Below are 26,882 nucleotides of genomic sequence, written 5' to 3'. Positions count from 1 at the left end.
AACGTTCGCTTATTATATTTGCTATATAATTTTCGTTTGAACTCTTGTTGTGCTTCTATTAAACGTGTGATTTTTAAGTGCTATTAATTTGGATGAATAAGATGGAGAGAAATGCAGCTAAATTAAAGTTTTGCTTTCGTATATAAATGAACGATTGGTGTAAAGAATTCATATAAAAGGCGAGGATTGTAGTTGAAGCCTTATTCTATGCTATTTTGTATATTTATTCATTTACATAAAAAGTAATAAATGTAAGTAATAAATATAGATAAAATAGAATAAAAATGTATTTTTGATTAGAAAATGTGTTTTTTTATGCAAAAAAACAAGAGGATTATCCTTTTTTGGGTAATACTCTTGTTACATGTGAGTAGTGTGAAAAAATAAGTGAAAGGAATAATCAGTGGGAAATTCCCACTGATTACAGCTTGTTTTTTATATGAATTAGAAACTTTTATTTTGAAGGTGAACCTTTAATATATTTCCACAAGTCATGGAAGACATTAGCTTTGTGTAATGTATTAAGTAGTACTAAGGTGACTGGGCCGATGATTAATCCTAAAAAGCCAAAAAGCTTAAAGCCGACAAATAGAGCGACGAGTGTTGCTAATGGATCGAGACCGATGTTAGATGAAAGCACTTTCGGTTCCATAATTTGTCTTTGGACAATCACGACGATGTATAAAATGAGAAGACCAATGGCGAATGCGGTATCGCCAGTGAAAAATACGTATATAACCCATGGAACGAAGACTGCGCCTGTTCCTAAATATGGTAGTAAATCTACAACTCCTGTAATAATCGCAATAGTAATGGCGTATGGTACGCGTAATATTAAAAGGCCGATCAGTACAATGACGGTTGTCATAGATACGAGTGTAAGTTGTGCTTTCACAAAACCAAATAAAGCTTTTTTTAAGTCGACAAAAATAGTTTTTCCGTAGCCATGTACACGATTTGGTAGTAATTTTCTTGCTTTTTGAGCAAGACGGTGCCAATCGTAACTAATGAAGAAAGTGGCTAATAAAATGAATACAAGGACAGTTAACGTTGTTGGCAGTGCACTAATGAAATTCGTTAATCCGCTTATAATGGCGGTTAAAAGTTCTTTCATTTGTGTTGTTGCTTCTGTTCCTAAGTTTTGAATGTTTTGTGTAATTGTATAGCGCTGTGGTTCTCCAAGATGATTAAATTTAGAGATTAAATCATCGTAGAGAGGCATAATATGATTAAGTGCAAATTGCTGAGCGAATGTAACGATATCCGGAAACTTTACTGTAACAAGTTGGAGTAAGTATGTTGTGGCAGATATTGCTTCAGTCACAAGATATGTAACAAGTCCAACGATAGCTCCAAATACGAGAATTAAGCTAACGAGTACTGCTAGTGCGCGAGGAAATTGTAGTTTTTGATTAAGGAAATTGACGACAGGATTAATCAAATAAGCAAATGCAAAAGCGATAATAAAAGGATAGATAAGCCCTGACATGTATAGTAATACATAGAACCCAGCTATCGTTGCTACAATGACAAATATGAGTCGCAATATCGTATATAGTAAGTTTCGGTTCAAAGATGTATACCTCCCATTCCGATTTGGATTATCCTAATTCGTTCAACTTATAACTAACGTGCTCTGCTGATTAAAGTCTCACTTTATCGGCAGTAAATCTCCCGCCAAAGCCCAATTGATGAAGGCTAATAATTAGTGGAAGATGCCCAACTGATCAAAGTGTTACTTTATGTTATAGTGGAATGATGGATTTAGCCTGCTTTTTTCGGTATATGAATGGCTGTGAAAGCCTATTGGTGATGCTACTACTATATGGTAAAAACTTCATTTTCTCTTCTTTTTATTTTACCTGTTTCTTATTAGAAAAGAAAGAAGAGACGACTGTTTTCAAAAATGTATACATGCTTAAATTTTTTTGGTGAAAGTCTCTTTTTTAAATTTTAAAATGTATAAAAAATTGAAGGTGTTATCGATAAATAGGCATCTGTATAGCATGTATAACGATAGGTTTAAAGGTATTTTTGTTTTGAAATGAGTTCATTATTTTCAGAAAGGAAGTGTAAACATGATTAGTCAGTCAACGTTATTTTTATTCATACTACTTATTATAGGACTTATTGCTAAAAACCAATCGCTTACTGTAGCTATTGGTGTGTTATTTCTATTCAAATTTACGTTTTTAGGAGATAAGGTCTTTCCTTATTTACAAACGAAAGGAATTAACCTAGGTGTAACGGTCATTACAATAGCGGTGCTAGTACCGATTGCGACGGGGGAAATAGGTTTTAAACAACTTGGAGAAGCGGCGAAATCGTATTATGCGTGGATTGCTTTAGCTTCAGGTGTAGCAGTCGCTTTGTTAGCGAAAGGCGGCGTGCAATTGTTGACAACGGATCCTCATATTACAACTGCGCTTGTTTTTGGGACAATTATAGCGGTTGCGTTATTTAATGGGGTTGCTGTTGGTCCGTTAATTGGGGCTGGAATTGCCTATGCGGTTATGAGTATTATACAAATGTTTAAATAAGGAATTTTATAGTAATATAAAATTTTTGAATTCTTTCTGTTCACAAAAGTCAGATAATTGTTTATAATAGGATTAGAAACTTTGAAAAGTTACATAACAGCAGAGACTTTACACCAGATAAAATAAAAACAACATAAAACAATTTTATAATGATATTGTTTTATGTTGTTTTTATCATAAAACTCTTCGGAATGTGTTTTCCTCACTAACTTGTTGTTTTGAGCGTGAGGATTCGGGGAGACATTCACGCTCATGCTTTCCATGTAAACAATGGACAATAAGAGGGGAACATCGCAACAAATTTGCATGATCGTGCATTTTGCTTGCCTAAAGAGTGAACGGGCGTTCATAATTCATAAGGGGAGCAAATAGATATAAGGAGCAAGGTTGGGAGAATTTTCAGGAAAAGGAGAGAATGTCATGACTGTTATTCGAGGTTTAGAAGGGGTAGTAGCAACAACATCATCTGTGAGCTCTATTATTGATGATACATTAACTTATGTTGGGTATAATATTGATGATTTAGCTGAGAATGCTACGTTTGAAGAAGTAGTGTACTTATTATGGCACCGCAAGCTTCCTAATGAAAAAGAACTAGCGGAATTTAATGAAATTGTATCTGAATACTATAAAGTTCCAGGTGAGATTTTAACATATTTGAAACAAGTAGATTTAAAAGTTGCACATCCGATGTCTGTTTTACGAACTGCAATTTCCATGCTATCATTATACGATGAGAGCGCTGAAATTATGGATGAAAAGTCTAATTATTTGAAAGCGGTTAAATTACAGGCTCAAGTGGGAACTTTAGTTGCTGCTTACGCGAGAATCCGTAAAGGTTTAGATATTGTTGAGCCAAGAAAGGATTTATCATTAGCTGCAAACTTCTTGTACATGTTAAATAATCGCGAGCCAAATGAAGTTGAAATTGAAGCTTTTGATAAGGCGCTTGTACTTCATGCAGATCATGAGTTAAACGCTTCTACATTTACTGCACGTGTTTGCGTAGCTACACTTTCAGATGTATATTCTGGTATTACAGCAGCAATTGGTGCATTAAAAGGTCCTCTTCACGGTGGGGCAAATGAAAATGTAATGAAGATGTTAACTGAAATTGGCGAAGAAGAAAATGTAGAGTCATATATTCATAATGCTCTTCAAAATAAAGTGAAAATCATGGGCTTTGGCCATCGTGTGTATGAGCAGGGTGATCCACGTGCAAAACACTTACGTGAAATGTCTAAGAGATTATGCGTGCTTTTAGGAGAAGACAAATGGTATAATATGTCTATCAAAATTGAAGACATTGTAACAAAAGAAAAAGGTCTTCCACCAAATGTTGATTTCTATTCAGCTTCTGTATACCATTGTCTAGGAATTGACCATGACTTATTTACACCTATTTTTGCAATTAGCCGTATGTCAGGCTGGTTAGCTCATATTCTAGAACAATATGAAAACAACCGTTTAATCCGTCCGCGTGCTGATTATAATGGACCAACGCATCAAGTGTATGTTCCAATTGCACAAAGATAAGCGAAAAACACTATTTCGATAGTGAAAATACGCTTTCAAAAGTCTGATTTTTTCGGAAAGATGTAATGATTAGAATATTTTAATTTGACTAACGGTTTGAACTGAGGGGTTATTCCCTCAGTTTCATACATATGAAATTTCAAACATGGGGGTTATCACATTGACGACAGGTGAAAAAATTACTGTAACTAATGGTGTTATGAATGTACCAAACAATCCGATTATTCCATTTATCGAAGGAGATGGAATTGGTCCTGATATTTGGGCAGCTGCATCTCGCGTAATAGAAGCAGCAGTTGAAAAAGCTTATGATGGTGAGAAGAAAATCGTTTGGAAAGAAGTGCTTGCAGGGGAAAAAGCATTCAACCAAACAGGCGAATGGTTACCAGAAGAGACTTTAAATTTAATCCGCGAATATTTAATCGCAATCAAAGGTCCACTTACAACTCCAGTTGGCGGTGGTATTCGTTCTCTAAACGTAGCACTTCGTCAAGAATTAGATCTATATGTATGTCTACGTCCAGTTCGTTATTTTGAAGGTGTTCCTTCACCTGTAAAACGTCCGGAAGATACTGATATGGTTATTTTCCGTGAAAATACAGAAGACATTTATGCTGGAATTGAATATGCACAAGGATCTCCAGAAGCAGAAAAAGTTCTTGCTTTCTTAAAAGAAGCAATGGGTGTTAATAAAATCCGCTTCCCAGAAACATCTGGTATTGGTATTAAACCAATCTCAGAAGAAGGGACAAAGCGTCTTGTTCGTGCTGCAATTCAATATGCAATTAACGAAAAACGTTCTTCTGTTACATTAGTTCATAAAGGAAACATTATGAAATTTACAGAAGGTGCTTTCAAAAACTGGGGTTACGAAGTAGCGGAACAAGAATTCGGCGACAAAGTATTTACTTGGGCTGAATATGATCGCATTGTTGAAAAAGATGGTAAAGATGCAGCGAATAAAGCGATGGCAGACGCTGAAGTGGCTGGAAAAATCATCGTAAAAGATTCTATTGCAGACATCTTCTTACAACAAATTTTAACTCGTCCACGTGAGTTCGATGTTGTTGCAACAATGAACTTAAATGGTGACTATATCTCTGATGCACTTGCTGCACAAGTAGGTGGAATTGGTATTGCACCTGGTGCAAACATTAACTATGTGACTGGACATGCTATCTTTGAAGCTACACATGGTACAGCTCCAAAATATGCAGGTTTAGATAAAGTAAACCCATCTTCAGTTCTTCTTTCAGGTGTATTATTATTAGAACACTTAGGATGGAATGAAGCAGCGAAATTAGTAACAGATTCAGTTGAGAAAACAATTGCATCAAAAGTAGTAACATATGACTTCGCTCGCCTAATGGAAGGCGCAACAGAAGTGAAATGTTCTGAGTTTGCTAATGAGCTTATTAAAAACATGGATGTAGCGATAATCAAAAACGCATAATTAAAGCGGGGGGGTAAATTATGACAATCAAACGCAAGAAGGTTTCAGTCATCGGTGCAGGATTTACAGGAGCAACAACGGCATTCTTATTAGCACAAAAAGAACTTGCAGATGTTGTATTAGTGGACATTCCACAACTGGAAAATCCAACAAAAGGGAAAGCGTTAGATATGTTAGAAGCGAGCCCAGTACAAGGTTTTGATGCTAACATTATTGGAACATCTGATTACGCAGATACTGCTGATTCTGACGTTGTCGTTATTACAGCAGGTATTGCACGTAAGCCTGGTATGAGCCGTGATGACTTAGTAGCAACGAACTCTAAAATTATGAAAAGTATTACGCGCGACATTGCAAAACATTCACCAAATGCAATTATTGTTGTGTTAACAAATCCAGTTGATGCAATGACATATTCTGTATTTAAAGAAGCGGGATTCCCGAAAGAGCGTGTAATCGGCCAATCGGGCGTATTAGATACAGCTCGTTTCCGTACATTCATCGCACAAGAATTAAATCTTTCTGTAAAAGATATTACAGGATTTGTTCTTGGTGGACATGGTGACGACATGGTACCTCTTGTGCGTTATTCTTATGCAGGCGGTATTCCGTTAGAAACGTTAATTCCGAAAGAGCGTTTAGAAGCAATCGTAGAACGTACACGTAAAGGTGGCGGTGAGATTGTAGGCTTATTAGGAAACGGTAGTGCATATTACGCACCAGCAGCTTCTTTAGTTGAAATGACAGAAGCAATCTTAAAAGATCAACGCCGTGTATTACCAGCTATTGCGTACCTTGAAGGTGAGTATGGTTATAGTGACCTTTACTTAGGGGTACCAGTAATTCTAGGTGGTAACGGAATTGAAAAAATTATTGAATTAGAACTTCTTGCAGATGAAAAAGAAGCGTTAGATCGCTCTGTAGAATCTGTACGCAACGTAATGAAAGTTCTTGTTTAATAATTGAATAGTAGTGAAAAAGATTCGGGATCCCGAATCTTTTTCTACTATTTACCGAATTGTTTTTTTGAAATAATATGAAAACGCTATCATTTGTAATATCCTATAATGAAACTGTAGATTTATACTATACATTGCCCTCATCATAGTAAATTTCGGATAAGGTATCGTTTTTAGTAGGATAATAAGGTGAAAAAATCGGAGGGGATTGTAACATGTTAAAGAAAAAAGTTCAAATTGGTCGTAAAATGGATGAAATTACAGTAGGAGAGAAATTATCTATCACTGAAAAAATTGAGGATAAAGATTTGTTATTGTACTTAGGGTTAACGAATGATGCCAATCCATTATATATTCAGCATGATTACGCATCCCAAACTCCGTATGAAAAGCCGATTGTACCAAGCATTATGCTAACGGGGATGATTACAACGGCGGTTACGAAATATTTACCGGGTCCAGGAAGTCATATTACTAGGAAGGACCTTACGTTCGTGAAGCATGTTCACCATTATGAAACGTTACAAATCCACTTTGAAGTTGTGGCTGTTTCTGAGGAGGAACATACAATTGATATGCTTGTATCTGCTCATGATGAAAAAGGAGAAACTGTTGTAAAGGGTTCATTAACAGTAACGCCACCTTTTAAATCTGTTTCCATTATGGAAAAAGCATTAGATAATTTTTAAAAGATGAAAATATGAATAGCGCTAGCATCCTTATTAAAAGGATGCTAGCGCTATTTTTAGTTGAAAAATCCTTCTTTGAACCCTTCAGCAAATTCTGAGCAACCCGTTTTAATCGTATCCCAGCTCGGAGAGTTGAAAGCAAGGATACATGTGACTGCTAAAGATAGAATGGGTAGTATTAGTCGCATAATAGACCTCCAAATTATATTAATTTGTATATTGAGATTAATCATATAACCATCGGTAATTGAAGTCAATGAAAGGAGTGATTCTTTTAGGTGAGGTGGAAAAGAGAGGACGTTATCTTTGAAACGATACGAGAAGCTGAAGTGTGGGTCGATTCGATCGCAAATGAAATGTATGGAAGAGTATTTGATGGATATGAAACACTAGACTATAAAATTGCATACGCTCTCGCGTTTTTCCTAGCACAAAATCAAGATTTTATCCCGCATTAACGGGCAGTAAGATCCCACCTCAAAATTCAGCGAAAGCAAAGAAGTTAGGTGGGGAATCAACTGCCCGTAAAAGCCCGATTGATTCAACTAATAATCAGTGGGGAATGAACACCCCCACTGATTAAAGTTTCACTTTATAGTTCATACGGAAGTGAGCTTTAAAGAAGAGAGAGTAATCTATAAAGTTTGGCAAAATCCTGTGTAGTAGTTGCAGGTGAAGCGTAATTACGTCTGTTTTCTCAATTCTACACAAACGATCTCCATGAATAGACAATTATATTGAGAGGGACCTTGTTTTCTAGTATGATGAGAATAACGGGGAAAATACTAGGATGAAGAAGGTTTCAAGTCTATAACTTGGAGGAAAAGAATGAACAATCGTATTTTAGTAGTTGATGATGAGGAATTTATCTTAACTTTAATTGAATTTAATTTACAACAAGCTGGGTTTGAAGTTATAACAGCGATGGATGGAGAAATGGCGCTTCAAAAAGCGACAACAGAACGCCCAGATTTAATTATATTAGATTTAATGCTTCCGAAAATGGATGGTATGGAAGTGTGTAAAGAATTACGATTGCAGCGCGTTATGACGCCGATTTTAATGTTAACGGCAAAAGATGATGAGTTTGATAAGGTGCTAGGCCTTGAACTTGGGGCAGATGATTATATGACGAAGCCATTTAGTCCAAGAGAAGTTGTTGCTCGTGTGAAGGCGATTTTGCGCCGCACGAAATTACAACAAGAAGAACAAGTTGCAGAAGCGCCAGATGAAGATAGCATCACAATTGCAGAACTTAAAATTTTACCGGAGTTTTATGAGGCTTATTTCCAAGGAAGAAAGCTTGAATTAACACCAAAAGAATTTGAACTACTTGTGTATCTCGCGAAAAATAAAAGTCGCGTGTTGACGCGTGATCAATTATTAAGTGCTGTATGGAATTACGATTTTGCTGGTGATACACGAATTGTTGATGTTCATATTAGCCATTTGCGCGATAAAATTGAACAAAATACAAAAAAACCGACGTACATTAAAACGATACGTGGTTTAGGATATAAATTAGAGGAGCCAAAAGGGAATGAATAAATTTCGTTCCAGGCTTCTTTTTACATTTGTTTCTCTTATTGTATTTATTTTAGTTGGACTAGGCTTATTGCTAGAAACTGTGTTTGAAAACTACTATATAGATCATGCTAAAGAGAGAATGGTAAAAGAAACGGAGTATGTTGCGGCGTTAGCAGAAGAGCAAGGTTTTGATAATGTCCTAAAAAATCCATACGTATTTGAAAAGTTAGAAGAAAAAATACCAGCTTCTATCGTATTTGTGGATGAAAAAAAGAAAGTTCAATATAGAAAAGGACAAGAATTGGCATTTAGTCCAGAGACGATTCAAGAACTTTCTTCGGAAGTGGCAAAACAACGAAGTAAAGTGATTACGAAAGAGACAGATCGAAAGAATGAATTTTATCATGCGGTGTTCGTTCAAGATGTAGAAGGAAAACAAGGATACATTTTGGTGAAAAGTACAATCGATCCTTTAAGAGACGTACATCAAAAAACGTGGGGATTATTAATTACCGGATTTGTCATTGCTTGTCTCGTAGTTGTATTTTTGGGTATGAAAATTACAGGGCAATATATTAGGCCAATTGAATCAGTTACGAAAGTTGCAATTGAATTGGCAAAGGGTAATTATAAAGCACGTGCATACGAAAGTCATTCGGATGAAACTGGAATGCTGAGTAAAGCAATTAATATTTTAGCTCGAAATTTACAAGAGATGACACTTGAACAAGAAATGCAGCAAGATCGTCTGCATACGTTAATTGAAAATATGGGAAGCGGAATGATTTTAATTGATAGCCGCGGATATATAAACCTTGTAAACCGCTCTTATAAGGAAACTTTTCACGTAACAGATGAAGAATATTTAGATCGCTTATATTATGAATCGTTTCATCATACAGAAATTATTGAGCTTGTAGAAGAAATCTTTATGACAGAAGTGAAAGTGCGTAAACAAATGTTATTGCCACTTGGAATTGAGCGGAAGCACTTTGAAGTATATGGAGCACCGATTATCGGGACAAACCATGAATGGAAAGGGATTGTTCTCGTATTCCATGACATAACAGAGTTAAAGAAATTAGAACAAATGAGAAAAGACTTTTTAGCGAATGTTTCTCATGAATTAAAGACACCGATTACTTCTATTAAAGGTTTTTCAGAAACACTCTTAGACGGAGCGATGGATAATAAAAAATTCTGCGAACATTTCTTGCACATTATTTTAAAAGAAAGTGAGCGCATGCAAGGGTTAATTGAAGATTTATTAGATTTGTCGAAGATCGAACAACAAGGATTTAAATTAAATATGGGAACCGTTGACATGAAGGGGCTGCTTGAAGATATTCATATGGTGCTTGATAATAAAGCAGGAGAAAAAGAAATCTCTTTACAAGTGAATGTATTAAAACGTGCCTCTGTTATTGGAGATCCAAGTCGTCTGAAACAAATCTTTATTAATTTAATTAATAATGCGATCGTATATACACCGGCTGGAGGCGTTGTTTCAGTAGAGTTAGCGGAAGATAAATATAATGCTTATATAAAAGTATCGGATACTGGAATTGGTATTAGTAAAGAGGAAATTCCGCGTATTTTTGAACGCTTTTACCGAGTGGATAAAGCGAGAAGTAGAAATACTGGTGGTACAGGCCTTGGATTATCAATTGTAAAGCATTTAGTAGAGGCGCATCAAGGTACGATTACAGTAGATAGTGAAGTTGGAGAAGGGACAACGTTTACAGTTGTTTTACCGAAATCAGCAACTGAAAAATAGGATGAAGGATGTTTACAATATATTAACAATAGCTTAATTAAATATTAATAAAGCTCTGTTAATATAATACATGAAAACCCCTTCATCCAAGGAGTAATTTTGGACGAGAATAGTTAAACTGTTCTCGTCACTTCCCTTTATGCCAATATAAGTCTGTTTTATATATGAAAGAAAAGAACCGTTATTTTTCTTCTCTCTATTAGTCATGTTAATATAGAGAGAGGAAAGGAACGGTTTTTTTCTGTGAAAAAAATCATTTCAAATTTGCATGGGGAGGTTTCTGATTTGGAAAAAAAGGTCGTATTAGTAGATGGTAATAATATCGCGTATCGTGCTTTCTTTGCACTACCGCTTTTAAATAACGACAAAGGTATACATACGAACGCAATTTACGGTTTTACAATGATGTTAATGAGAATATTAGAGGAAGAAAAACCGACGCATATGTTAGTAGCATTTGATGCGGGTAAAACGACATTCCGTCATAAAACATATAGTGAGTATAAAGGCGGACGTCAAAAGACCCCACCTGAATTATCAGAACAATTCCCGTTTATTCGTGAGATGCTTGATGCATTCAACGTACCGCGTTATGAATTGGAAAATTATGAAGCGGATGATATTATGGGAACGCTAGCAAAAGAAGCAAGCGAACAAGGAGCAAGTGTAAAAGTTATTTCAGGAGATAAAGATTTACTTCAACTTGTTTCTGATAACACGCTTGTATGTATTCCGCGAAAAGGGATTACGGAAGTAGATGAATATACGAAAGAAGCTTTATTTGAAAAATATAGCTTATCACCAAAGCAAATTATCGATATGAAAGGTTTAATGGGAGACCAATCAGATAATATTCCGGGTGTACCAGGAGTTGGTGAAAAAACTGCGATTAAATTGTTAACACAGTTTGGAACGGTTGAAGAAGTGTATGACAATCTAGATCAAGTAAGCGGGAAGAAATTAAAAGAAAAACTGGAAGCAAATAAAGACCAAGCTCTTATGAGTAAAGATCTTGCAACTATCATTACAGATGCGCCGATTACAGTGCATGTGGATGATATGGAATATAAAGGATATGAAGCAAGTGATGTCGTTCCAATGTTCGAGAGTTTAGGATTTACATCTCTTTTAAATAAATTAGGTGTTACGCCAGAAGAAACGGCTCCAGCTGAATTAGATGATATTACATTTGAGATTGTGGAAGAAGTTACAGAAGAAATGCTTCAGCAAGATAGTGCGCTTATTGTTGAAGTGCAAGAAGATAACTATCATAAAGCAGATATTCAAGGTTTTGGTATTCAAAATGAAAATGGTTGCTACTTTATTCAAAAGGACATTGCTCTTAAGTCAGATGCATTTAAAGACTGGCTTGCAGATGGAGAGATGAGAAAGCATACATTTGATGCGAAGCGTGCAATCGTTGCACTGAAATGGAACGGTATAGATATACAAGGGGTTGACTTTGATCTATTAATCGCTGCTTATTTACTTGACCCGGCTGATACAGATAAAGATTTCCGTACTGTAGCGAAAATGAAAGAAACGCATGCTGTGAAATCTGACGAAGAAGTTTATGGAAAAGGCGCGAAGCGTGCTGTTCCAGAGTTAAAAGTAGTAGCGGAGCATGTAGCTCGTAAAGTGCATGTATTATATGATGTAAAGCAAACATTCGTTGAAGAGCTAGAGAAGAATGAGCAATATGAACTGTTTACAGAGTTAGAATTACCACTTGCGCGTGTATTAGCTGATATGGAAGTAAAAGGTGTAAAAGTTGATACAGAGCGTCTTCGTAATATGGGAGAAGAACTTGCAGGTAGATTAAAGGAAATGGAACAGGAAATTTATAAGCTTGCGGGAACAGAATTTAATATTAATTCACCGAAGCAGCTTGGTGTTATTCTGTTTGAGAATTTAAACTTACCGGTTATTAAAAAGACGAAAACAGGTTATTCTACGTCAGCTGATGTACTAGATAAGCTTATGGATCACCATGAAATTATTCCAAACATTTTACATTATCGTCAATTAGGGAAACTAAATTCAACTTACATTGAAGGTTTACTGAAAGTTGTACATGAAGATTCATCTAAAATTCATACTCGCTTTAATCAAGTGTTAACGCAAACAGGTCGATTAAGTTCGACGGATCCGAACTTGCAAAATATCCCGATTCGATTAGAAGAAGGAAGAAAGATTCGTCAGGCATTTGTTCCATCAGAAGAAGGTTGGATTATGTATGCGGCTGATTATTCACAAATCGAGCTGCGTGTATTAGCTCATATTGCAAATGATAAAGGGCTAGTTGAAGCATTCCAACATGACATGGATATTCATACGAAAACAGCTATGGATGTATTTGGCGTTGAAAAAGATGAAGTAACTTCAAATATGAGACGACAAGCGAAAGCTGTTAACTTCGGAATTGTGTATGGTATTAGTGATTACGGTCTTTCGCAAAACTTAGGGATTACAAGAAAAGCAGCAGCGGAATTTATTGAAAAGTATTTAGAAAGTTTCCCTGGTGTACAAGAATACATGGAGGACATCGTAAAAGATGCGAAACAAAAAGGATATGTGGCTACATTATTAAATCGCCGCCGTTATATTCCAGAAATTACAAGTCGTAATTTCAATTTACGTAGCTTTGCTGAGCGTACAGCGATGAATACACCAATTCAAGGTACTGCAGCAGATATTATTAAAAAAGCGATGATTATTATGGCAGATCGTTTAGAAGAAGAAGGCTTACAAGCGCGTCTTCTTCTGCAAGTACACGATGAATTAATATTTGAAGCACCAAAAGAAGAAATTGAAAAATTAGAGCAGCTTGTACCTGAAGTAATGGAGCATGCAATTGAACTCGCAGTTCCGCTGAAAGTTGATTATTCTTACGGTCCAACTTGGTACGACGCAAAATAAGGAAGTGATGAAATGCCTGAATTACCAGAGGTTGAAAACGTCAGACGGACACTTGAAAATCTTGTAACAGGAAAAACGATTGAAGATGTTATTGTTACTTATCCAAAAATAGTGAAACGACCGGATGATGCAGAAATCTTTAAAGAAATGCTAAAAGGTGAGAAGATTGAAAATATAAAGCGAAGAGGAAAGTTTTTGCTTCTATATGTAACAAATTATGTTATTGTTTCACATTTGCGTATGGAAGGAAAGTTTTTACTACATCAAGAGGATGAGCCGATTGATAAACATACGCACGTCCGTTTCTTATTTACAGATGGAACTGAATTACATTATAAAGATGTGAGAAAGTTTGGTACGATGCATCTCTTTAAGAAAGGTGAAGAGATGAATCAAATGCCTCTTGCTGACTTAGGTCCGGAGCCGTTTGATGCTGAATTGACACCGCAGTATTTACAAGAAAGACTGCAAAAGACAAATCGTAAAATAAAAGTTGTGCTATTGGACCAGCGTCTTTTAGTAGGGCTTGGAAATATATATGTTGATGAAGTTTTATTCCGTTCTCAAATTCATCCGGAACGAGAAGCTTCTTCTTTAACAGTAGAAGAAATTGAGCGGATTTATGAGGCTACCGTTACAACGTTAGGTGAAGCGGTAAAACGTGGCGGAAGTACAATTCGGACGTATATCAACTCACAAGGGCAAATTGGTTCATTCCAAGAACTCCTAAATGTATATGGAAAAAAAGGAGAGCCGTGTGTAACTTGTGGTACGATATTAGAAAAAACAGTTGTCGGCGGGCGAGGAACGCATTACTGCCCAATTTGTCAGCCTAGAATATAGAAAAGAGATAACATCGGATAGGCATTTGTCATATACATACAGCAGAGCTATGTATAAGGGAGGAGCTTACCGATGTACCTTTATTTATCTCTTATTTTATTAGCTTTTACATTAAGCTTAGATAGCTGTAGTGTAGGGCTAACATATGGGTTAAGAAGCGTAAGAATTCCACTAAAATCAATTATAATTATCGGAATCTGTTCAGCGGCTGTTATGCTTGTTTCAATGGGAATTGGACATATGATCGCGAAAATATTTTCACCTGTTATCGCAACGCGTATCGGTGGGCTTGTTCTTATTGGAATAGGGATTTGGGTGTTATATCAATTTTTTCGAAGTGAGAAAAAAGAAGAACCGAAGCAAGAGGAGAAGGTCTGGAAATTAGAGATTGCCTCGCTAGGGCTAGTAATTCAAATTTTACGGAAACCGACTGTAGCAGACTTTGATAAATCAGGCACCATTTCTGCAGGGGAAGCATTACTTCTTGGTATCGCTCTTTCTGTAGATTCATTTGGTGCTGGAATTGGTGCATCTTTATTAGGGTATGCACCCGCTATGATGGCGATATTAGTTGCAGTTATGAGTTCTTTGTTTTTATTTATTGGAATGAAACTTGGGACGGTTTTATCGAATATGAAGTGGTTACAAAAATTTACATTCCTGCCTGGAGTATTACTCATTATTATTGGAATTTGGAAAATGTAAGTATGGGCGTGGAACATTAGTTTCGCGCCTTTTATTATGAGGAGGATTATGATGACAGTAGTAATTGGATTAACAGGAGGCATTGCAAGTGGAAAAAGTACAGTGTCTCAAATGCTTCGTGAATTGAGCATACCAGTTATTGATGCAGATATTATTGCGCGAGAAGTTGTAGAGCGAGGAAAACCAGCATATAACAAAATAGTAGAAGTATTTGGAACGGAAGTGTTACAAAAAGACGGAGAACTGAATCGGCCGAAATTAGGGAGTGTCGTTTTCTATAATGAAGAAAAACGATTGCAGTTAAACAAAATTGTTCATCCTGCAGTACGTGAGGAAATGAATAGACAAAAGGAAATGTACATAAAAGAAAGTATGCAAGCGATTGTGTTAGATATCCCTCTTTTATTTGAAAGTAAATTAACAAGTCTCGTTGACCGTGTTTTAGTTGTAGCAGTTACGCCTGATACACAATTAGAACGTTTGATGAAACGAAATGGTTTTTCGGAAGAAGAAGCAACGGCGCGTATTCAATCTCAAATGCCGTTAGCAGAAAAAGTGAAAAATGCAGATGAAGTGATAAATAATGATGGCACAATTATGGGAACGAAAACACAATTGCAGGTAATTTTAAAGAAATGGAACATTATTGACTAAAAAATTGTGAAATTAATGAAAATGCTTAGTGACATATCCCCTTTTTGTGTTATACTATTATTGGGATTGGAGATAAATAGTATAACGCATTCAAGGGGGATAACATATTATGACTCGTGTGGCAATTAATGGATTTGGACGTATTGGGAGAATGGTATTTCGTCAAGCAATAAAAGAAAGCGCATTCGAAATTGTAGCAATCAATGCAAGCTATCCATCTGAAACGTTAGCACACTTAATTAAATATGATACAGTTCATGGCAAGTTTGACGGAACAGTAGAAGCATTTGAAGATCACTTATTAGTTGATGGAAAAATGATTCGCCTTTTAAACAACCGCGATCCAAAGGAATTGCCTTGGACAGATTTAGGTGTTGAAGTTGTAATTGAAGCGACTGGTAAATTTAATTCAAAAGAAAAAGCAATTCTTCATGTTGAAGCTGGAGCGAAAAAGGTTATTTTAACAGCGCCTGGTAAAAATGAAGATGTAACAATTGTAGTTGGTGTGAATGAAGACCAATTAGATATTACAAAACATACTGTTATTTCAAATGCATCTTGTACAACAAACTGTTTAGCGCCTGTTGTAAAGGTGTTAGATGAGCAGTTCGGAATTGAAAACGGTTTAATGACGACTGTTCACGCTTATACAAATGACCAAAAAAATATTGATAACCCACATAAAGATTTAAGAAGAGCGCGTGCTTGCGGACAATCAATCATTCCGACAACGACAGGTGCCGCGAAAGCGCTAGCAAAAGTTCTTCCGCACTTAAACGGAAAACTTCATGGTATGGCACTTCGTGTACCAACGCCAAACGTGTCTCTTGTTGACTTAGTAGTAGACGTAAAACGTGATGTGACAGTTGAAGCTATTAATGAAGCTTTCAAAACGGTTGCAAACGGTGCGTTAAAAGGTATTGTAGAATTCAGCGAAGAGCCTTTAGTATCTATCGACTTTAATACAAATACACACTCAGCTATCATTGATGGTTTATCTACAATGGTAATGGGTGATCGTAAAGTGAAAGTACTTGCTTGGTATGATAACGAGTGGGGCTACTCTCGTCGTGTTGTAGATCTTGTAACGTTAGTTGTTGAAGAGTTAGCGAAACAAGAAAATGTGCAACACATTTAAGTGAATAAGGGAGAGGGCAAGGCAATACTTGCCCTCTTTTTTTATTTTTTTCTGAAAAGGAAAAAAATTATATGAGTATATTTTAAAAAGTGGACATACCACGAAACGTTGTGATTGCTGCATTTGTGAATCGTTTATTTTTTTTAGGGAAAAGTAAAGAGGAAAATATGACAGAAAATCGAAAAAACTGTTGTTGCAAAATGAAAATAAACAAAGTATACTAACACTCGTAAACTTAAGAGCTGAGGTACGTAGTCACTACTTAAAGGGTTAGGACCTCTCTGGACTAACTTTCCCCCGTGGTAGTGGAGCAAGCCAAATTGCAAATTAGTTTTCAATTCGAACAGTTAGAATAAATTTACAAGGGGGAACTGTAGAATGGATACTATGGATACGATGGGTCGTCACGTGATCGCTGAACTTTGGGATTGCGATTTCGACAAGCTTAATGACATGCCGTATATTGAACAATTATTTGTGGATGCAGCACTAAGAGCTGGTGCTGAAGTGCGTGAGGTTGCTTTTCATAAATTTGCACCACAAGGTGTAAGTGGAGTAGTAATTATCTCGGAATCACATTTAACAATTCATAGCTTTCCGGAGCACGGTTACGCGAGTATTGATGTTTATACTTGTGGGGATCGTATTGATCCAAATGTTGCTGCAGAATATATTGCAGAAGGTTTAAACGCGAAAACGCGTGAGAGCATCGAGCTTCCTCGAGGCACTGGTAGCTTCGAAATTAAGCAGAGAGAAACAAAAGCTCTTTAAAAAAGAACATAATTGATTTAAAATGTAAAGAGGTGTATAATGCACCTCTTTTTTAGTTTATAAAAAAGAGGAAATATAACGTACTCGTTAGTTGAATAAATTGTACTCTTGCAAATGAGGTAGTGCCCTATATACCATCTTATTTTTAAGGATGAGATGATAAAGTGATGCGCTTAAACTTAAAGTGGTAAGAGAGTTAGAATGAGTTATATAATATTGTATATATATTTTAGGTGAAGTGAGTAGAGAAAAATAAAGAGTATAGTGTAAAGGAGTGAATGAATTGCGTTGTCCATCCTGTTCTCATAATGGTACAAGAGTGTTAGATTCGCGTCCGGTAGACGAGGGGCGCTCTATTCGAAGAAGGAGAGAGTGTGAAAGTTGTTTAAGTCGCTTTACGACCTTTGAAAGGGTAGAAGAGTCACCTCTTATCGTTGTAAAAAAAGAAGGCACACGAGAAGAGTTTAATAAAGAAAAGATTTTACGTGGTTTAATTAAAGCGTGTGAAAAAAGACCAGTATCTTTAAGACAATTAGAAGAAGTAACACAAAGCGTGGAACGTGAACTGCGTAATTTAGGTATATCAGAAGTGAAAAGTGATATGATTGGTGAAATTGTTATGGAAGAACTTCGCGATATTGATGATGTTGCTTACGTACGCTTTGCTTCTGTATATCGTCAATTTAAAGATTTAAATGTATTTATTGAAGAATTAAAAGATATACTGCAAAAAGAAAGAGAGTAGAAGTTGTATTTTATTCTCTTTACATACCGTAAGTAATAGGATAAGAGAGCTAGAAGCGTAAGCTAATAGCTCTTTTTCACTAAGAATTTATATAATGAAGATAGGACGAATGAAGTAGAGGATAGATTGGATGAGAGAAAGGAAAAGCAAGAATGGAAAAACAGTCATGGATGGAGCTATTGCCGATTGATCGTTATAAAGTAAGTGCGAAAGGGCTACTGCATAATTACGACCGAAAAGTATTAACGATGTTGTATCAGCCGTTAATAGGTAGTAGAGCTTTTAGCTTATACATGACACTATGGGGGGAGCTAGAGCAAGATCGTGTATTTGGAAAAGAGAATACGCATCATTCCCTTATGGTGACTATGCAAATGCAACTTCCTGAAATATATGAGGAACGAGTAAAGTTAGAGGCAATTGGACTTTTGAAGGTATATATTAAGAAAGAAAAAGATATTCGAATGTTCATATATGAGTTGCAACCACCTTTATCTCCGAAGCAGTTTTTTGATGATATTGTTTTAAGTATCTTTTTATACAATCGATTGAGTCGGACAAAATATAATCAAGTAAAGCAATATTTCTTAGAAGAAGAATTTGATTTTGCTTCTTATGAAAATGTTACGCGTTCTTTCAATGATGTGTTTGGTTCGTTTAATCCAGGACAGCTTGAGCATGCGCAAGAAGATCTTCGTATTCCAAAAACGACAACTATGCCAAGTAACGAGAAGGGAGACGCTCCGAAAGTTTGGAATGATTTCTTTGACTTCTCTTTATTTGTAGATGGATTGTCCGCTCTTGTTCCTAAAAAGTCGATTACAGATCAAGTGAGAGATTGCGTTATAACACTTGCTTACGTGTATGGTGTAGATGTGTTATCGATGCAAAATATCGTTCTTGGTGCGGTGACAGAGATGCAAACAATTGATATGGAAAGGCTTAGAAAAGGAGCACGCGATTGGTATCAATTTGAAAATGGTCAAGCATTACCGGTATTAAGTGAAAGAGTACAGCCTCATGCTGCACGTACGATGAAAGAGAAAGAGCCTTCATCGCAAGAGGAGATGCTAATAAAGCAGCTAGAGGAAATCTCGCCAAAACAACTATTGAAAGAGATTTCTGGTGGTGCAGAGGCAACGAAAGCGGATTTGCAAATCGTTGAAGATGTCATGATTAATCAAAAATTGACACCAGGAGTTGTGAATGTACTTATTTATTACGTTATGCTACGCTCAGATATGAAACTTGCGAAAACGTATGTCGAGAAGATTGCTGGGCATTGGGCACGTAAAAAGGTCGGTACAGTAGCGGACGCGATGGAGTTAGCGAAAGAAGAGAACCGTCAATATCAAGAGTGGGCTGAGACGAAGAAAAAAGGCCGTACGGCGAAGAAAACGGTACGGAAAGAAATGGTACCAGATTGGCTTAAGGAAGAAGAACCGAAAGAACAAGAGAAAGAAACGGCGAAGAAAGATGTAAGTGTAGAAAAAGATGCAAGTACGTTAGAAGATGAACGAAAACGATTAGAAGAAGTGTTAAAAAAATATAAGCGTGATTAATAGAAGAGAATGAACGCTCTTTGAGGTGAGAAAATGGAGCATATTCAAAATTCATTTGCAAAATTAATGGGAAATGAAAAATTTAAAAATAGATATGAAGTATTAAAGGCAGAAGTAATGGCGCATCCGCGTGTGAAAGAATTTATAGACGAACATAAAGGTGAAGTAACGACTTCTATGATTGAGCGCAGTCTTGTGAAGCTATATGAATATATTGGACAAAGTGTAGGTTGCGTGGATTGTCCGGATTTAGGTTCATGTAAAAATATGCTGCAAGGGTACGAGCCAAAGCTTGTTATTCAAGGAAAGATGATTGATATTCAATACGATCGCTGTGTTAGAAAAGTAGCGCATGACGAGAGAAAGAAATATGAAAAACTCGTTCAAAGTGTATATATGCCAACGGATATTTTACAGGCAACTATGGAAAACTTAGACCCTTCTGATTTAAATGCACGTATCGATGCAATTGGTGCAGCGAATGAATTTTTAAGTACATATGAACCAGGTAAAAAAGCACAAGGTTTATATTTGTACGGTAAATTTGGTGTAGGAAAAACGTACCTTTTAGGAGCAATTGCGAACGAGCTTGCTCGAAAGAAAATAAGTTCGATGCTCGTATACTTCCCAGAATTTTTACGTGAAATCAAAAGTTCGATTCAAGATAATTCGATTGGTGAAAAGATTGATGCGGTTAAACGCGTACAAGTTTTAATGTTAGATGATATCGGGGCAGAAGCGATGTCAAGCTTTGTGCGTGACGATGTGCTTGGTGCAATCTTGCAATTCCGTATGTTAGAAAACTTACCGACGTTCTTTACGTCTAATTTTGATTTTAAACAACTGGAACACCATTTAACGTATACACAGCGTGGTGAGGCTGAAGAAATGAAGGCAGCACGTATTATGGAACGAATTAAATATTTAGCGAAACCAATTCCGATTGGTGGGAAAAACCGTCGTCATAAGTAAAAGAGCAAGCTGAGAAGCTTGCTCTTTTGTATTATAGTGATATTTTCTTTTCAAATATGAGGTCGAAATATTCAGGTTGTCCAGAACTGCCAATCGTAGGGGCGACAATCTGTACGAACCTCCAGTCATCTCTAGCATGTTCTTGAATAATTTCTTGGTAGTCTTCAGCTAGTTTTGAGCGAGTGAGCCCCCAATGGAATTCGACTTTTACGAATTTATATTCGAACATTCAGATACCCCCTTTTAGTGATAAATAAAGTATACAATAAAAAATTCATAGTAGCTTGTATCATTTTTTTCTCTCTCCCTTAATATATATAAAATTAGCAAGCCATATTGAGTGGATTTTCTAACGATAGGAAATGTAATTCTACTAAGAGTGAACTTCCACGGGACGGACTCTTATAGGATTTGTAACGTATAGATACAGTCCTTTAGAGCAGGGATAAAAGGGGGGACAAAAGTGATTGAAATTTGCTTCGAAGAAAAAAATGATGCTATGCACGTATATAGACAATTGCTGAAAAGAGCGGAAGTGTTATATAAGGAAACGAGTGTGTATTTACAGGAGCAAAAAGTGGTGATTCACATACCAGTACGTGAATCGAATTATATTGAAAAAATCTTATTGCCAGTAATGGTGTATTTCATTGTGAATGTGAAACAAAATGAGTGGATTTATACGATCTTAAAAGAAAAGTTTTTTTATGAAGAACAAGAAGAATGTCATCAAATATTGCACATGGCACATGAGATTTTAAAGGGAAGAAGAAAAGGTGTAGCTCAGGATTTAACGCGTAACGCATTTGAGTCATATATTAAGTCTTCTTTAAATAATTGGCTTTGTGATCCGCTCTCATTCTCGTTTTCATCATATATCCGTTTTCGTCTTCGTACATATAGGGAAATGGTGGCTAAACTTGCGGAAGTGGCAATTGATGAGTATAAGATGGAGCAAGAATACCAAATGTTCATTGAAACGCTTCGGCAACAAGTGAGTAGCCGTAAATCACGCTTGTCCTGCGTGCATCTTATTTTTGATGAAAGCTTTATCTTTTATGATGATAAAGGTAGACGTTTAAAACAGGAGAAGTTGGTCCAATATATAGATGAGGAATTATTAAAGCAAAATGATGTATATATTGATACGAAAGTAATTGCGCCGCTTCTTTCTATTTCGCCCAAAAAGATTTATTTATATACGAAAGAACAAGACCATAATATGATTATTACTTTGCGAAATGTGTTTCAAGAACGGGTCCAATTACATGGATTACATGATTTTGAGCGCAATGTGAAAAATTTAAAAAATAAAGGTAACGCCCTTGATTTTCTAAGTTTTTGAGCATATAATTACCTACATAAATGAAATATATCGAAATGTCATGATGAGGACATGAGTAGTTTTCTACGATTTTCAGAGAGGGAAGCCTTAGGGTGTGAGCTTCCTAGTACGGGATTATTACTTACCACCTCTAAACTTTAGCAGTGAACGATTCTTTTAGTAATTGCTAACGGACAACACCGTTATGTTGAACTTGAGCAATTAACGATCATGTTAATTGGAACAAGGGTGGAACCACGAATTCAACACTCGTCCCTTTTTATGGGATGAGTGTTTTTTATTTTGAGAAAAAGAGGAGTGACCAGTGATGGCAGATGTAGTTAAAATTACTTTCCCTGATGGAGCTGTGAAGGAGTTTCCAAAAGGCGTAACAACTGAAGAAATCGCAGCTTCTATTAGCCCAGGCTTAAAGAAAAAAGCTGTAGCTGGAAAATTAAACGATGAGATGATCGATCTTGTTACACCAATCGAAGAAGATGGTGCAGTTTCTATTATTACATTAGATTCTGAAGATGGCTTATATATTTTACGCCATTCAACAGCCCACCTTTTAGCACAAGCGTTAAAACGTTTATATAAAGATGTTAAGCTTGAGCTTGGCATTGGCCCAGTAATTGAAAATGGCTTCTATTACGATATCGATATGGAAGAAGCAATTACAGTTGAAGACTTCAAGAAAATCGAAAAAGAAATGCAAAAAATCGTGAACGAGAACTTAGAAATCGTTCGTCATGAAGTACCACGTGCAGAAGCACTTCGTCGCTTTGAAGAAATTGGCGATGAGTTAAAATTAGATTTAATTAACGACCTTCCAGAAGATGCAGTTATTTCAATCTATGAGCAAGGCGAATTCTTCGACCTTTGCCGTGGTGTTCACCTTCCATCTACAGGGAAAATTAAAGTGTTTAAATTATTAAGCGTTGCAGGTGCTTACTGGCGCGGCGATAGCAATAATAAAATGTTACAACGTATTTACGGTACTGCATTCGTTAAGAAAGCAGAATTAGATGAGCATTTACGTATGCTTGAAGAAGCGAAAGAGCGCGATCACCGTAAATTAGGTAAAGAATTAAAACTATTTACTAATAGCCAAAAAGTAGGACAAGGTTTACCACTTTGGTTACCAAAAGGTGCAACAATTCGTCGTATTATCGAGCGTTACATCGTTGATAAAGAAGCAAGCTTAGGTTATGATCACGTATACACTCCAGTATTAGGAAGCAGAGAGTTATATGAAACTTCTGGTCACTGGAACCACTACCGTGATGGCATGTTCCCATCAATGGAAATGGATAATGAAGAATTAGTTCTTCGTCCAATGAACTGTCCTCACCATATGATGGTTTATAAAAATGATATTCACAGCTACCGTGAATTACCAATCCGTATTGCGGAACTTGGAACAATGCATCGTTATGAAATGTCAGGTGCGTTATCTGGATTACAACGTGTACGCGGAATGACTTTAAACGATGCGCACATTTTCGTTCGTCCAGATCAAATTAAAGAAGAGTTAAAACGTGTTGTAAACTTAACTCTAGAAGTATACAAAGATTTCGGTTTAGAGAACTACTCATTCCGTCTATCTTATCGCGACCCAGCAGATACTAAAAAGTATTATGCGGATGATGAGATGTGGGAAAAAGCACAAGGTATGTTAAAAGAAGCTATGGATGAAATGGGTCTTGATTACTATGAAGCTGAAGGTGAAGCGGCATTCTACGGTCCAAAACTTGATGTTCAAGTTCGTACTGCTCTTGGAAAAGACGAAACACTTTCAACTGTACAATTAGACTTCTTACTTCCAGAACGCTTTGAATTAACTTATGTTGGTGAAGACGGTAAGCAACATCGTCCAGTTGTAATTCACCGTGGTGTTGTATCAACTATGGAACGCTTCGTAGCCTTCTTAATTGAAGAATACAAAGGTGCATTCCCAACTTGGTTAGCTCCAGTTCAAGTACAAGTAATTCCAGTTTCTCCGCAAGTACATTTAGACTATGCGAAGAAAGTACAAGACGAATTGCGTCGTGCTGGTATCCGTGTTGAATTAGACACTCGTGAAGAGAAGATCGGTTACAAAATCCGTGAAGCACAAATGCAAAAAATTCCGTACATGCTTGTAGTAGGTGACAATGAAGTAACTGAAAACGGCGTAAACGTACGTAAATATGGTGAACAAAAATCAGAAACAATCGCATTAGATGCTTTTGTTGACATGATTAAAGTAGAAGGAAAACGATAAGAAAAAGCCGCGGTATACCGCGGCTTTTTTATGTAATATACTTGAGGGGAATTAGAAAAAATAACCATGTAACACTTATCATAAAAAAGTATTGCAAGTATGTTAGTTGTTTGTTACAATATTTCTTGTTGTTAGTAAAACACATCGCGTCTTCTTGACAGACGTCATGTCCTATGATAAACTCATCAAGGATAATAGAATATTGTTTTGTGGAACAAGTAGAAGCACCCGCTTCTCACCTGATGGACGCATTCGCAGTTAGCAGGTAAATGTATTTCTTACTTAAGATTTTACAAGTGTGGGTGTCGTATGCCCGCACTTTTTTTGTCGGGTTCTATGACTACAAAATATGTTCTGAGAAAACCTTGGAGGTGGCTTACTATTAGCAAGGATATGATGATTAACGAGCAAATTCGTGCACGTGAAGTACGTTTAGTTGGCGCAAATGGCGATCAACTTGGAATCAAGTCTCGTAATGACGCTTTAGACTTAGCTGCAAATCTTAATCTTGATTTAGTATTAGTTGCTCCAAATGCGAAACCGCCAGTATGCCGCATTATGGACTACGGTAAATTCCGCTTTGAGCAACAGAAGAAAGAAAAAGAGCAGCGCAAAAATCAAAAAGTAATTAGCATGAAAGAAGTTCGTTTAAGTCCAACAATTGATGAACACGACTTTAACACAAAACTTCGTAATGCTATCAAGTTTTTAGAGAAAGGCGACAAGGTTAAAGCGTCAATTCGCTTTAAAGGACGTGCCATTACTCATAAAGAAATCGGTCAACGTGTTTTAGATCGCTTCTCAGAAGCTTGTGCTGAAGTTAGTACAGTTGAATCTAAGCCTAAAATGGAAGGACGCAGTATGTTCTTAGTTTTAGCACCGAAAAACGATAAGTAATAGATAGAGGAGGAAATACCTATGCCTAAACAAAAAACTCATCGCGGCGCTGCAAAGCGTTTCAAAAAGACTGGATCAGGTAAACTGAAACGTTCTCACGCTTACACAAGCCATTTATTCGCTAACAAATCTACAAAAGCTAAACGTAAACTACGTAAAGCTGGTGTAGTAAGCGCTGGTGACTTCAAACGCATTCGTCAAATGCTTGACAACTTAAAATAAGTTCGGCTGATATATAGAACAATTAGGAGGTAATATTATGCCAAGAGTAAAAGGTGGTACAGTTACTCGTCAACGTCGTAAAAAAGTTATAAAATTAGCAAAAGGTTACTACGGTTCAAAAAATACATTATTCAAGGTTGCTAACCAACAGGTTATGAAATCTCTAATGTATGCATTCCGTGACCGCCGTCAAAAGAAACGTGACTTCCGTAAATTATGGATTACACGTATCAACGCAGCAGCTCGTATGAATGGTCTTTCTTACAGCCGCTTAATGCACGGTCTTAAAAATGCTGGCATCGAAGTTAACCGCAAGATGCTTGCTGACTTAGCTGTTCATGACGAAAAAGCTTTCGCTGAATTAGCAACAGTTGCAAAAAACAACATTAACTAATTAATTAGTTGAAACCTTAGAAGAATTTTCTTCTAAGGTTTTTTGTTTGTATTCAGAGAGAAGTTTGAAGTTCTAAAGATTAACGGATGTGTCGTTATCGATATGACAAAATTAATATAAAAACTATAGCGGTATAGAAGAATATATATGTGAAGTCAGGATAATCCTCCTGGCTTGTTTCAATTCTGCTCTTTTGGAAAGAAGAGTATCTTTCCTAGCCGAAACGACACTGCTATAATGGAAAGATGATATGGAACTTTCATCAGATGAACAATTTAAGAGCGATGACTGAAACGTATTTGTAAATTAAGGACAAGCTATTTTATAAAGAGGTAGATAGCTGACTTATTCATAAGAACTGAAACATAATAATGAACTTTGAGATGGAACAACATTGTTGCGTAAAATGCGATGTTGGAGGAGGACAATAGAATGGACTTACTACAACTATTTAAATTACAAAAAGAATTAGATGACCGTATTGCAAAAGAACATGACTTACAACCGAAAAAATTGTTAAAAGAAAAAATGTTAGCTCTTCTTGTAGAAATTGGAGAACTTGCAAATGAAACACGTTGTTTTAAATATTGGAGCAACAAACCAGCTTCGGAACGTGAAGTAATATTAGAAGAATACGTAGATGGTTTGCATTTTATTTTATCAATCGGAATTGATTTAGGTATTGATAAAAACTTCCTATTCTATAAATGTGCACAAACGAATAAAACACAAGTGGAAATTTTCTTAGACACATACGCGAAAGTAATTCGTTTTACAGATCAACCATCTATTACAAACTATATTGAATTATTTACGAGCTATCTTCGACTTGGACAAGCACTTGAATTTGAGCAAGAAGAGATTGAAAAAGCGTATTTAGATAAAAATGAAGTAAATCATCAGCGTCAAACACAAGGATACTAATTTAATTTTTGAATATTTCAATTTAATTATTGTATAATGAATTGACTGAAGAAAAAGGAGGGTGT

Annotated in this window: 26 protein-coding genes and 2 other annotated features; of the genes, 23 read left to right on the top strand and 3 right to left on the bottom strand. The window is 36.3% G+C overall.

Translation table 11 applies throughout. The features are described from left to right. Nucleotides 1-454: 454 nt before the first annotated feature. A complete protein-coding gene (ytvI, locus tag JFU02_RS14240) occupies nt 455-1,573 on the bottom strand; it encodes a sporulation integral membrane protein YtvI (protein ID WP_001081402.1) in 1,119 nt (372 codons plus the stop codon). A 505-nt stretch (nt 1,574-2,078) separates the two neighbouring features. Between ytvI and JFU02_RS14235 the strand changes: the two genes are divergently transcribed. The 5 genes from JFU02_RS14235 (at nt 2,079) to JFU02_RS14215 (ending at nt 7,177) form a co-directional block, all read left to right on the top strand. After that, nucleotides 2,079-2,540, top strand: a complete 462-nt coding sequence (locus JFU02_RS14235; RefSeq protein WP_000625504.1) for a DUF441 domain-containing protein — start codon at nt 2,079-2,081, stop codon at nt 2,538-2,540. A gap of 387 nt (nt 2,541-2,927) precedes the next feature. Beyond that, complete coding sequence (gene citZ / locus JFU02_RS14230; RefSeq protein ID WP_003307960.1) at nt 2,928-4,076, top strand: citrate synthase; 1,149 nt, start codon at nt 2,928-2,930, stop codon at nt 4,074-4,076. Between the two features lie 160 nt (nt 4,077-4,236). After that, the gene (gene icd, locus JFU02_RS14225; protein ID WP_000206893.1) at nt 4,237-5,529 is read left to right on the top strand and encodes an NADP-dependent isocitrate dehydrogenase; all 1,293 of its coding nucleotides are present in this window, start codon (nt 4,237-4,239) and stop codon (nt 5,527-5,529) included. Between the two features lie 20 nt (nt 5,530-5,549). Then, nucleotides 5,550-6,488, top strand: coding sequence for a malate dehydrogenase (gene mdh, locus JFU02_RS14220; protein ID WP_000153232.1), 939 nt, complete (start codon nt 5,550-5,552; stop codon nt 6,486-6,488). Nucleotides 6,489-6,703: 215 nt separating this feature from the next. After that, a complete protein-coding gene (locus JFU02_RS14215; RefSeq protein WP_000914180.1) occupies nt 6,704-7,177 on the top strand; it encodes a MaoC family dehydratase in 474 nt (157 codons plus the stop codon). A gap of 56 nt (nt 7,178-7,233) precedes the next feature. Here the strand turns inward: JFU02_RS14215 and JFU02_RS32465 are convergent, their stop codons facing one another. Beyond that, nucleotides 7,234-7,365, bottom strand: a complete 132-nt coding sequence (locus JFU02_RS32465) for a hypothetical protein (RefSeq protein ID WP_276571056.1) — start codon at nt 7,363-7,365, stop codon at nt 7,234-7,236. Nucleotides 7,366-7,455: 90 nt separating this feature from the next. On the opposite strand from JFU02_RS32465, the gene JFU02_RS14210 reads away from it, so the two are divergent. The 12 genes from JFU02_RS14210 (at nt 7,456) to dnaI (ending at nt 20,790) form a co-directional block, all read left to right on the top strand. Then, a complete protein-coding gene (locus JFU02_RS14210; RefSeq protein ID WP_001267381.1) occupies nt 7,456-7,635 on the top strand; it encodes a hypothetical protein in 180 nt (59 codons plus the stop codon). Between the two features lie 370 nt (nt 7,636-8,005). Beyond that, nucleotides 8,006-8,725: a two-component system response regulator PhoP gene (gene phoP / locus JFU02_RS14205; RefSeq protein ID WP_001065220.1), complete on the top strand. Its 720-nt coding sequence runs from the start codon at nt 8,006-8,008 to the stop codon at nt 8,723-8,725. Then, complete coding sequence (phoR, locus tag JFU02_RS14200; RefSeq protein ID WP_098838548.1) at nt 8,718-10,481, top strand: sensory box histidine kinase PhoR; 1,764 nt, start codon at nt 8,718-8,720, stop codon at nt 10,479-10,481. Before phoP ends, phoR begins: the two co-directional genes overlap by 8 nt. Nucleotides 10,482-10,766: 285 nt before the next feature. Continuing rightward, the gene (gene polA / locus JFU02_RS14195) at nt 10,767-13,400 is read left to right on the top strand and encodes a DNA polymerase I (protein ID WP_000412810.1); all 2,634 of its coding nucleotides are present in this window, start codon (nt 10,767-10,769) and stop codon (nt 13,398-13,400) included. A gap of 12 nt (nt 13,401-13,412) precedes the next feature. Then, entirely contained in the window at nt 13,413-14,243 is an 831-nt protein-coding gene (gene mutM, locus JFU02_RS14190; protein WP_001114475.1) for a DNA-formamidopyrimidine glycosylase, read from the top strand. Nucleotides 14,244-14,315: 72 nt separating this feature from the next. Further along, nucleotides 14,316-14,948 (top strand): sporulation membrane protein YtaF, encoded by a 633-nt coding sequence (ytaF, locus tag JFU02_RS14185; RefSeq protein ID WP_000281729.1) that lies wholly within the window; start codon nt 14,316-14,318, stop codon nt 14,946-14,948. A 51-nt stretch (nt 14,949-14,999) separates the two neighbouring features. Next, nucleotides 15,000-15,602, top strand: a complete 603-nt coding sequence (coaE, locus tag JFU02_RS14180) for a dephospho-CoA kinase (protein WP_097960080.1) — start codon at nt 15,000-15,002, stop codon at nt 15,600-15,602. A gap of 109 nt (nt 15,603-15,711) precedes the next feature. Continuing rightward, complete coding sequence (locus tag JFU02_RS14175; protein ID WP_000198979.1) at nt 15,712-16,740, top strand: glyceraldehyde-3-phosphate dehydrogenase; 1,029 nt, start codon at nt 15,712-15,714, stop codon at nt 16,738-16,740. A gap of 387 nt (nt 16,741-17,127) precedes the next feature. Then, nucleotides 17,128-17,511, top strand: coding sequence for an adenosylmethionine decarboxylase (gene speD / locus JFU02_RS14170; RefSeq protein WP_002003660.1), 384 nt, complete (start codon nt 17,128-17,130; stop codon nt 17,509-17,511). 283 nt (nt 17,512-17,794) lie between these two features. Beyond that, nucleotides 17,795-18,256: a transcriptional regulator NrdR gene (nrdR, locus tag JFU02_RS14165; protein WP_001203687.1), complete on the top strand. Its 462-nt coding sequence runs from the start codon at nt 17,795-17,797 to the stop codon at nt 18,254-18,256. 152 nt (nt 18,257-18,408) lie between these two features. Next, complete coding sequence (locus JFU02_RS14160; protein ID WP_000415031.1) at nt 18,409-19,818, top strand: replication initiation and membrane attachment family protein; 1,410 nt, start codon at nt 18,409-18,411, stop codon at nt 19,816-19,818. Between the two features lie 33 nt (nt 19,819-19,851). Further along, a complete protein-coding gene (gene dnaI, locus JFU02_RS14155) occupies nt 19,852-20,790 on the top strand; it encodes a primosomal protein DnaI (RefSeq protein ID WP_000400117.1) in 939 nt (312 codons plus the stop codon). A 31-nt stretch (nt 20,791-20,821) separates the two neighbouring features. On the opposite strand, the gene JFU02_RS14150 is transcribed toward dnaI, so the two are convergent. Continuing rightward, on the bottom strand, nt 20,822-21,019 hold the full coding sequence (locus JFU02_RS14150) for a DUF4177 domain-containing protein (protein ID WP_000464454.1): 198 nt from the start codon (nt 21,017-21,019) through the stop codon (nt 20,822-20,824). Between the two features lie 234 nt (nt 21,020-21,253). Here JFU02_RS14150 and ytxC point away from each other — a divergent pair, with 234 nt between their 5' ends. The 6 genes from ytxC (at nt 21,254) to JFU02_RS14120 (ending at nt 26,817) form a co-directional block, all read left to right on the top strand. Further along, on the top strand, nt 21,254-22,135 hold the full coding sequence (ytxC, locus tag JFU02_RS14145) for a putative sporulation protein YtxC (RefSeq protein ID WP_000569629.1): 882 nt from the start codon (nt 21,254-21,256) through the stop codon (nt 22,133-22,135). Between the two features lie 31 nt (nt 22,136-22,166). Next, nucleotides 22,167-22,395: a binding site (T-box leader), on the top strand. Nucleotides 22,396-22,442: 47 nt separating this feature from the next. Next, nucleotides 22,443-24,380: a threonine--tRNA ligase gene (gene thrS, locus JFU02_RS14140; RefSeq protein WP_000786077.1), complete on the top strand. Its 1,938-nt coding sequence runs from the start codon at nt 22,443-22,445 to the stop codon at nt 24,378-24,380. A gap of 210 nt (nt 24,381-24,590) precedes the next feature. After that, nucleotides 24,591-24,711, top strand: a sequence feature (ribosomal protein L20 leader region). Nucleotides 24,712-24,773: 62 nt separating this feature from the next. Then, nucleotides 24,774-25,277: a translation initiation factor IF-3 gene (gene infC, locus JFU02_RS14135; protein WP_000973215.1), complete on the top strand. Its 504-nt coding sequence runs from the start codon at nt 24,774-24,776 to the stop codon at nt 25,275-25,277. A gap of 21 nt (nt 25,278-25,298) precedes the next feature. Then, nucleotides 25,299-25,499, top strand: coding sequence for a 50S ribosomal protein L35 (gene rpmI / locus JFU02_RS14130; RefSeq protein ID WP_001125945.1), 201 nt, complete (start codon nt 25,299-25,301; stop codon nt 25,497-25,499). 37 nt (nt 25,500-25,536) lie between these two features. Beyond that, nucleotides 25,537-25,893, top strand: a complete 357-nt coding sequence (gene rplT, locus JFU02_RS14125; RefSeq protein WP_001138362.1) for a 50S ribosomal protein L20 — start codon at nt 25,537-25,539, stop codon at nt 25,891-25,893. Nucleotides 25,894-26,325: 432 nt separating this feature from the next. Next, nucleotides 26,326-26,817, top strand: a complete 492-nt coding sequence (locus tag JFU02_RS14120) for a dUTP diphosphatase (RefSeq protein ID WP_000365050.1) — start codon at nt 26,326-26,328, stop codon at nt 26,815-26,817. Nucleotides 26,818-26,882 lie beyond the last annotated feature (65 nt).

Origin of the sequence: Bacillus sp. TH13, assembly GCF_016651175.1 — a bacterium.
GTDB classification, from domain to species: Bacteria; Bacillota; Bacilli; order Bacillales; family Bacillaceae_G; genus Bacillus_A; species Bacillus_A thuringiensis_S.
Note: the sequence above shows the minus strand (reverse complement) of the source record. Positions and strands in the feature narration are given on the sequence as shown.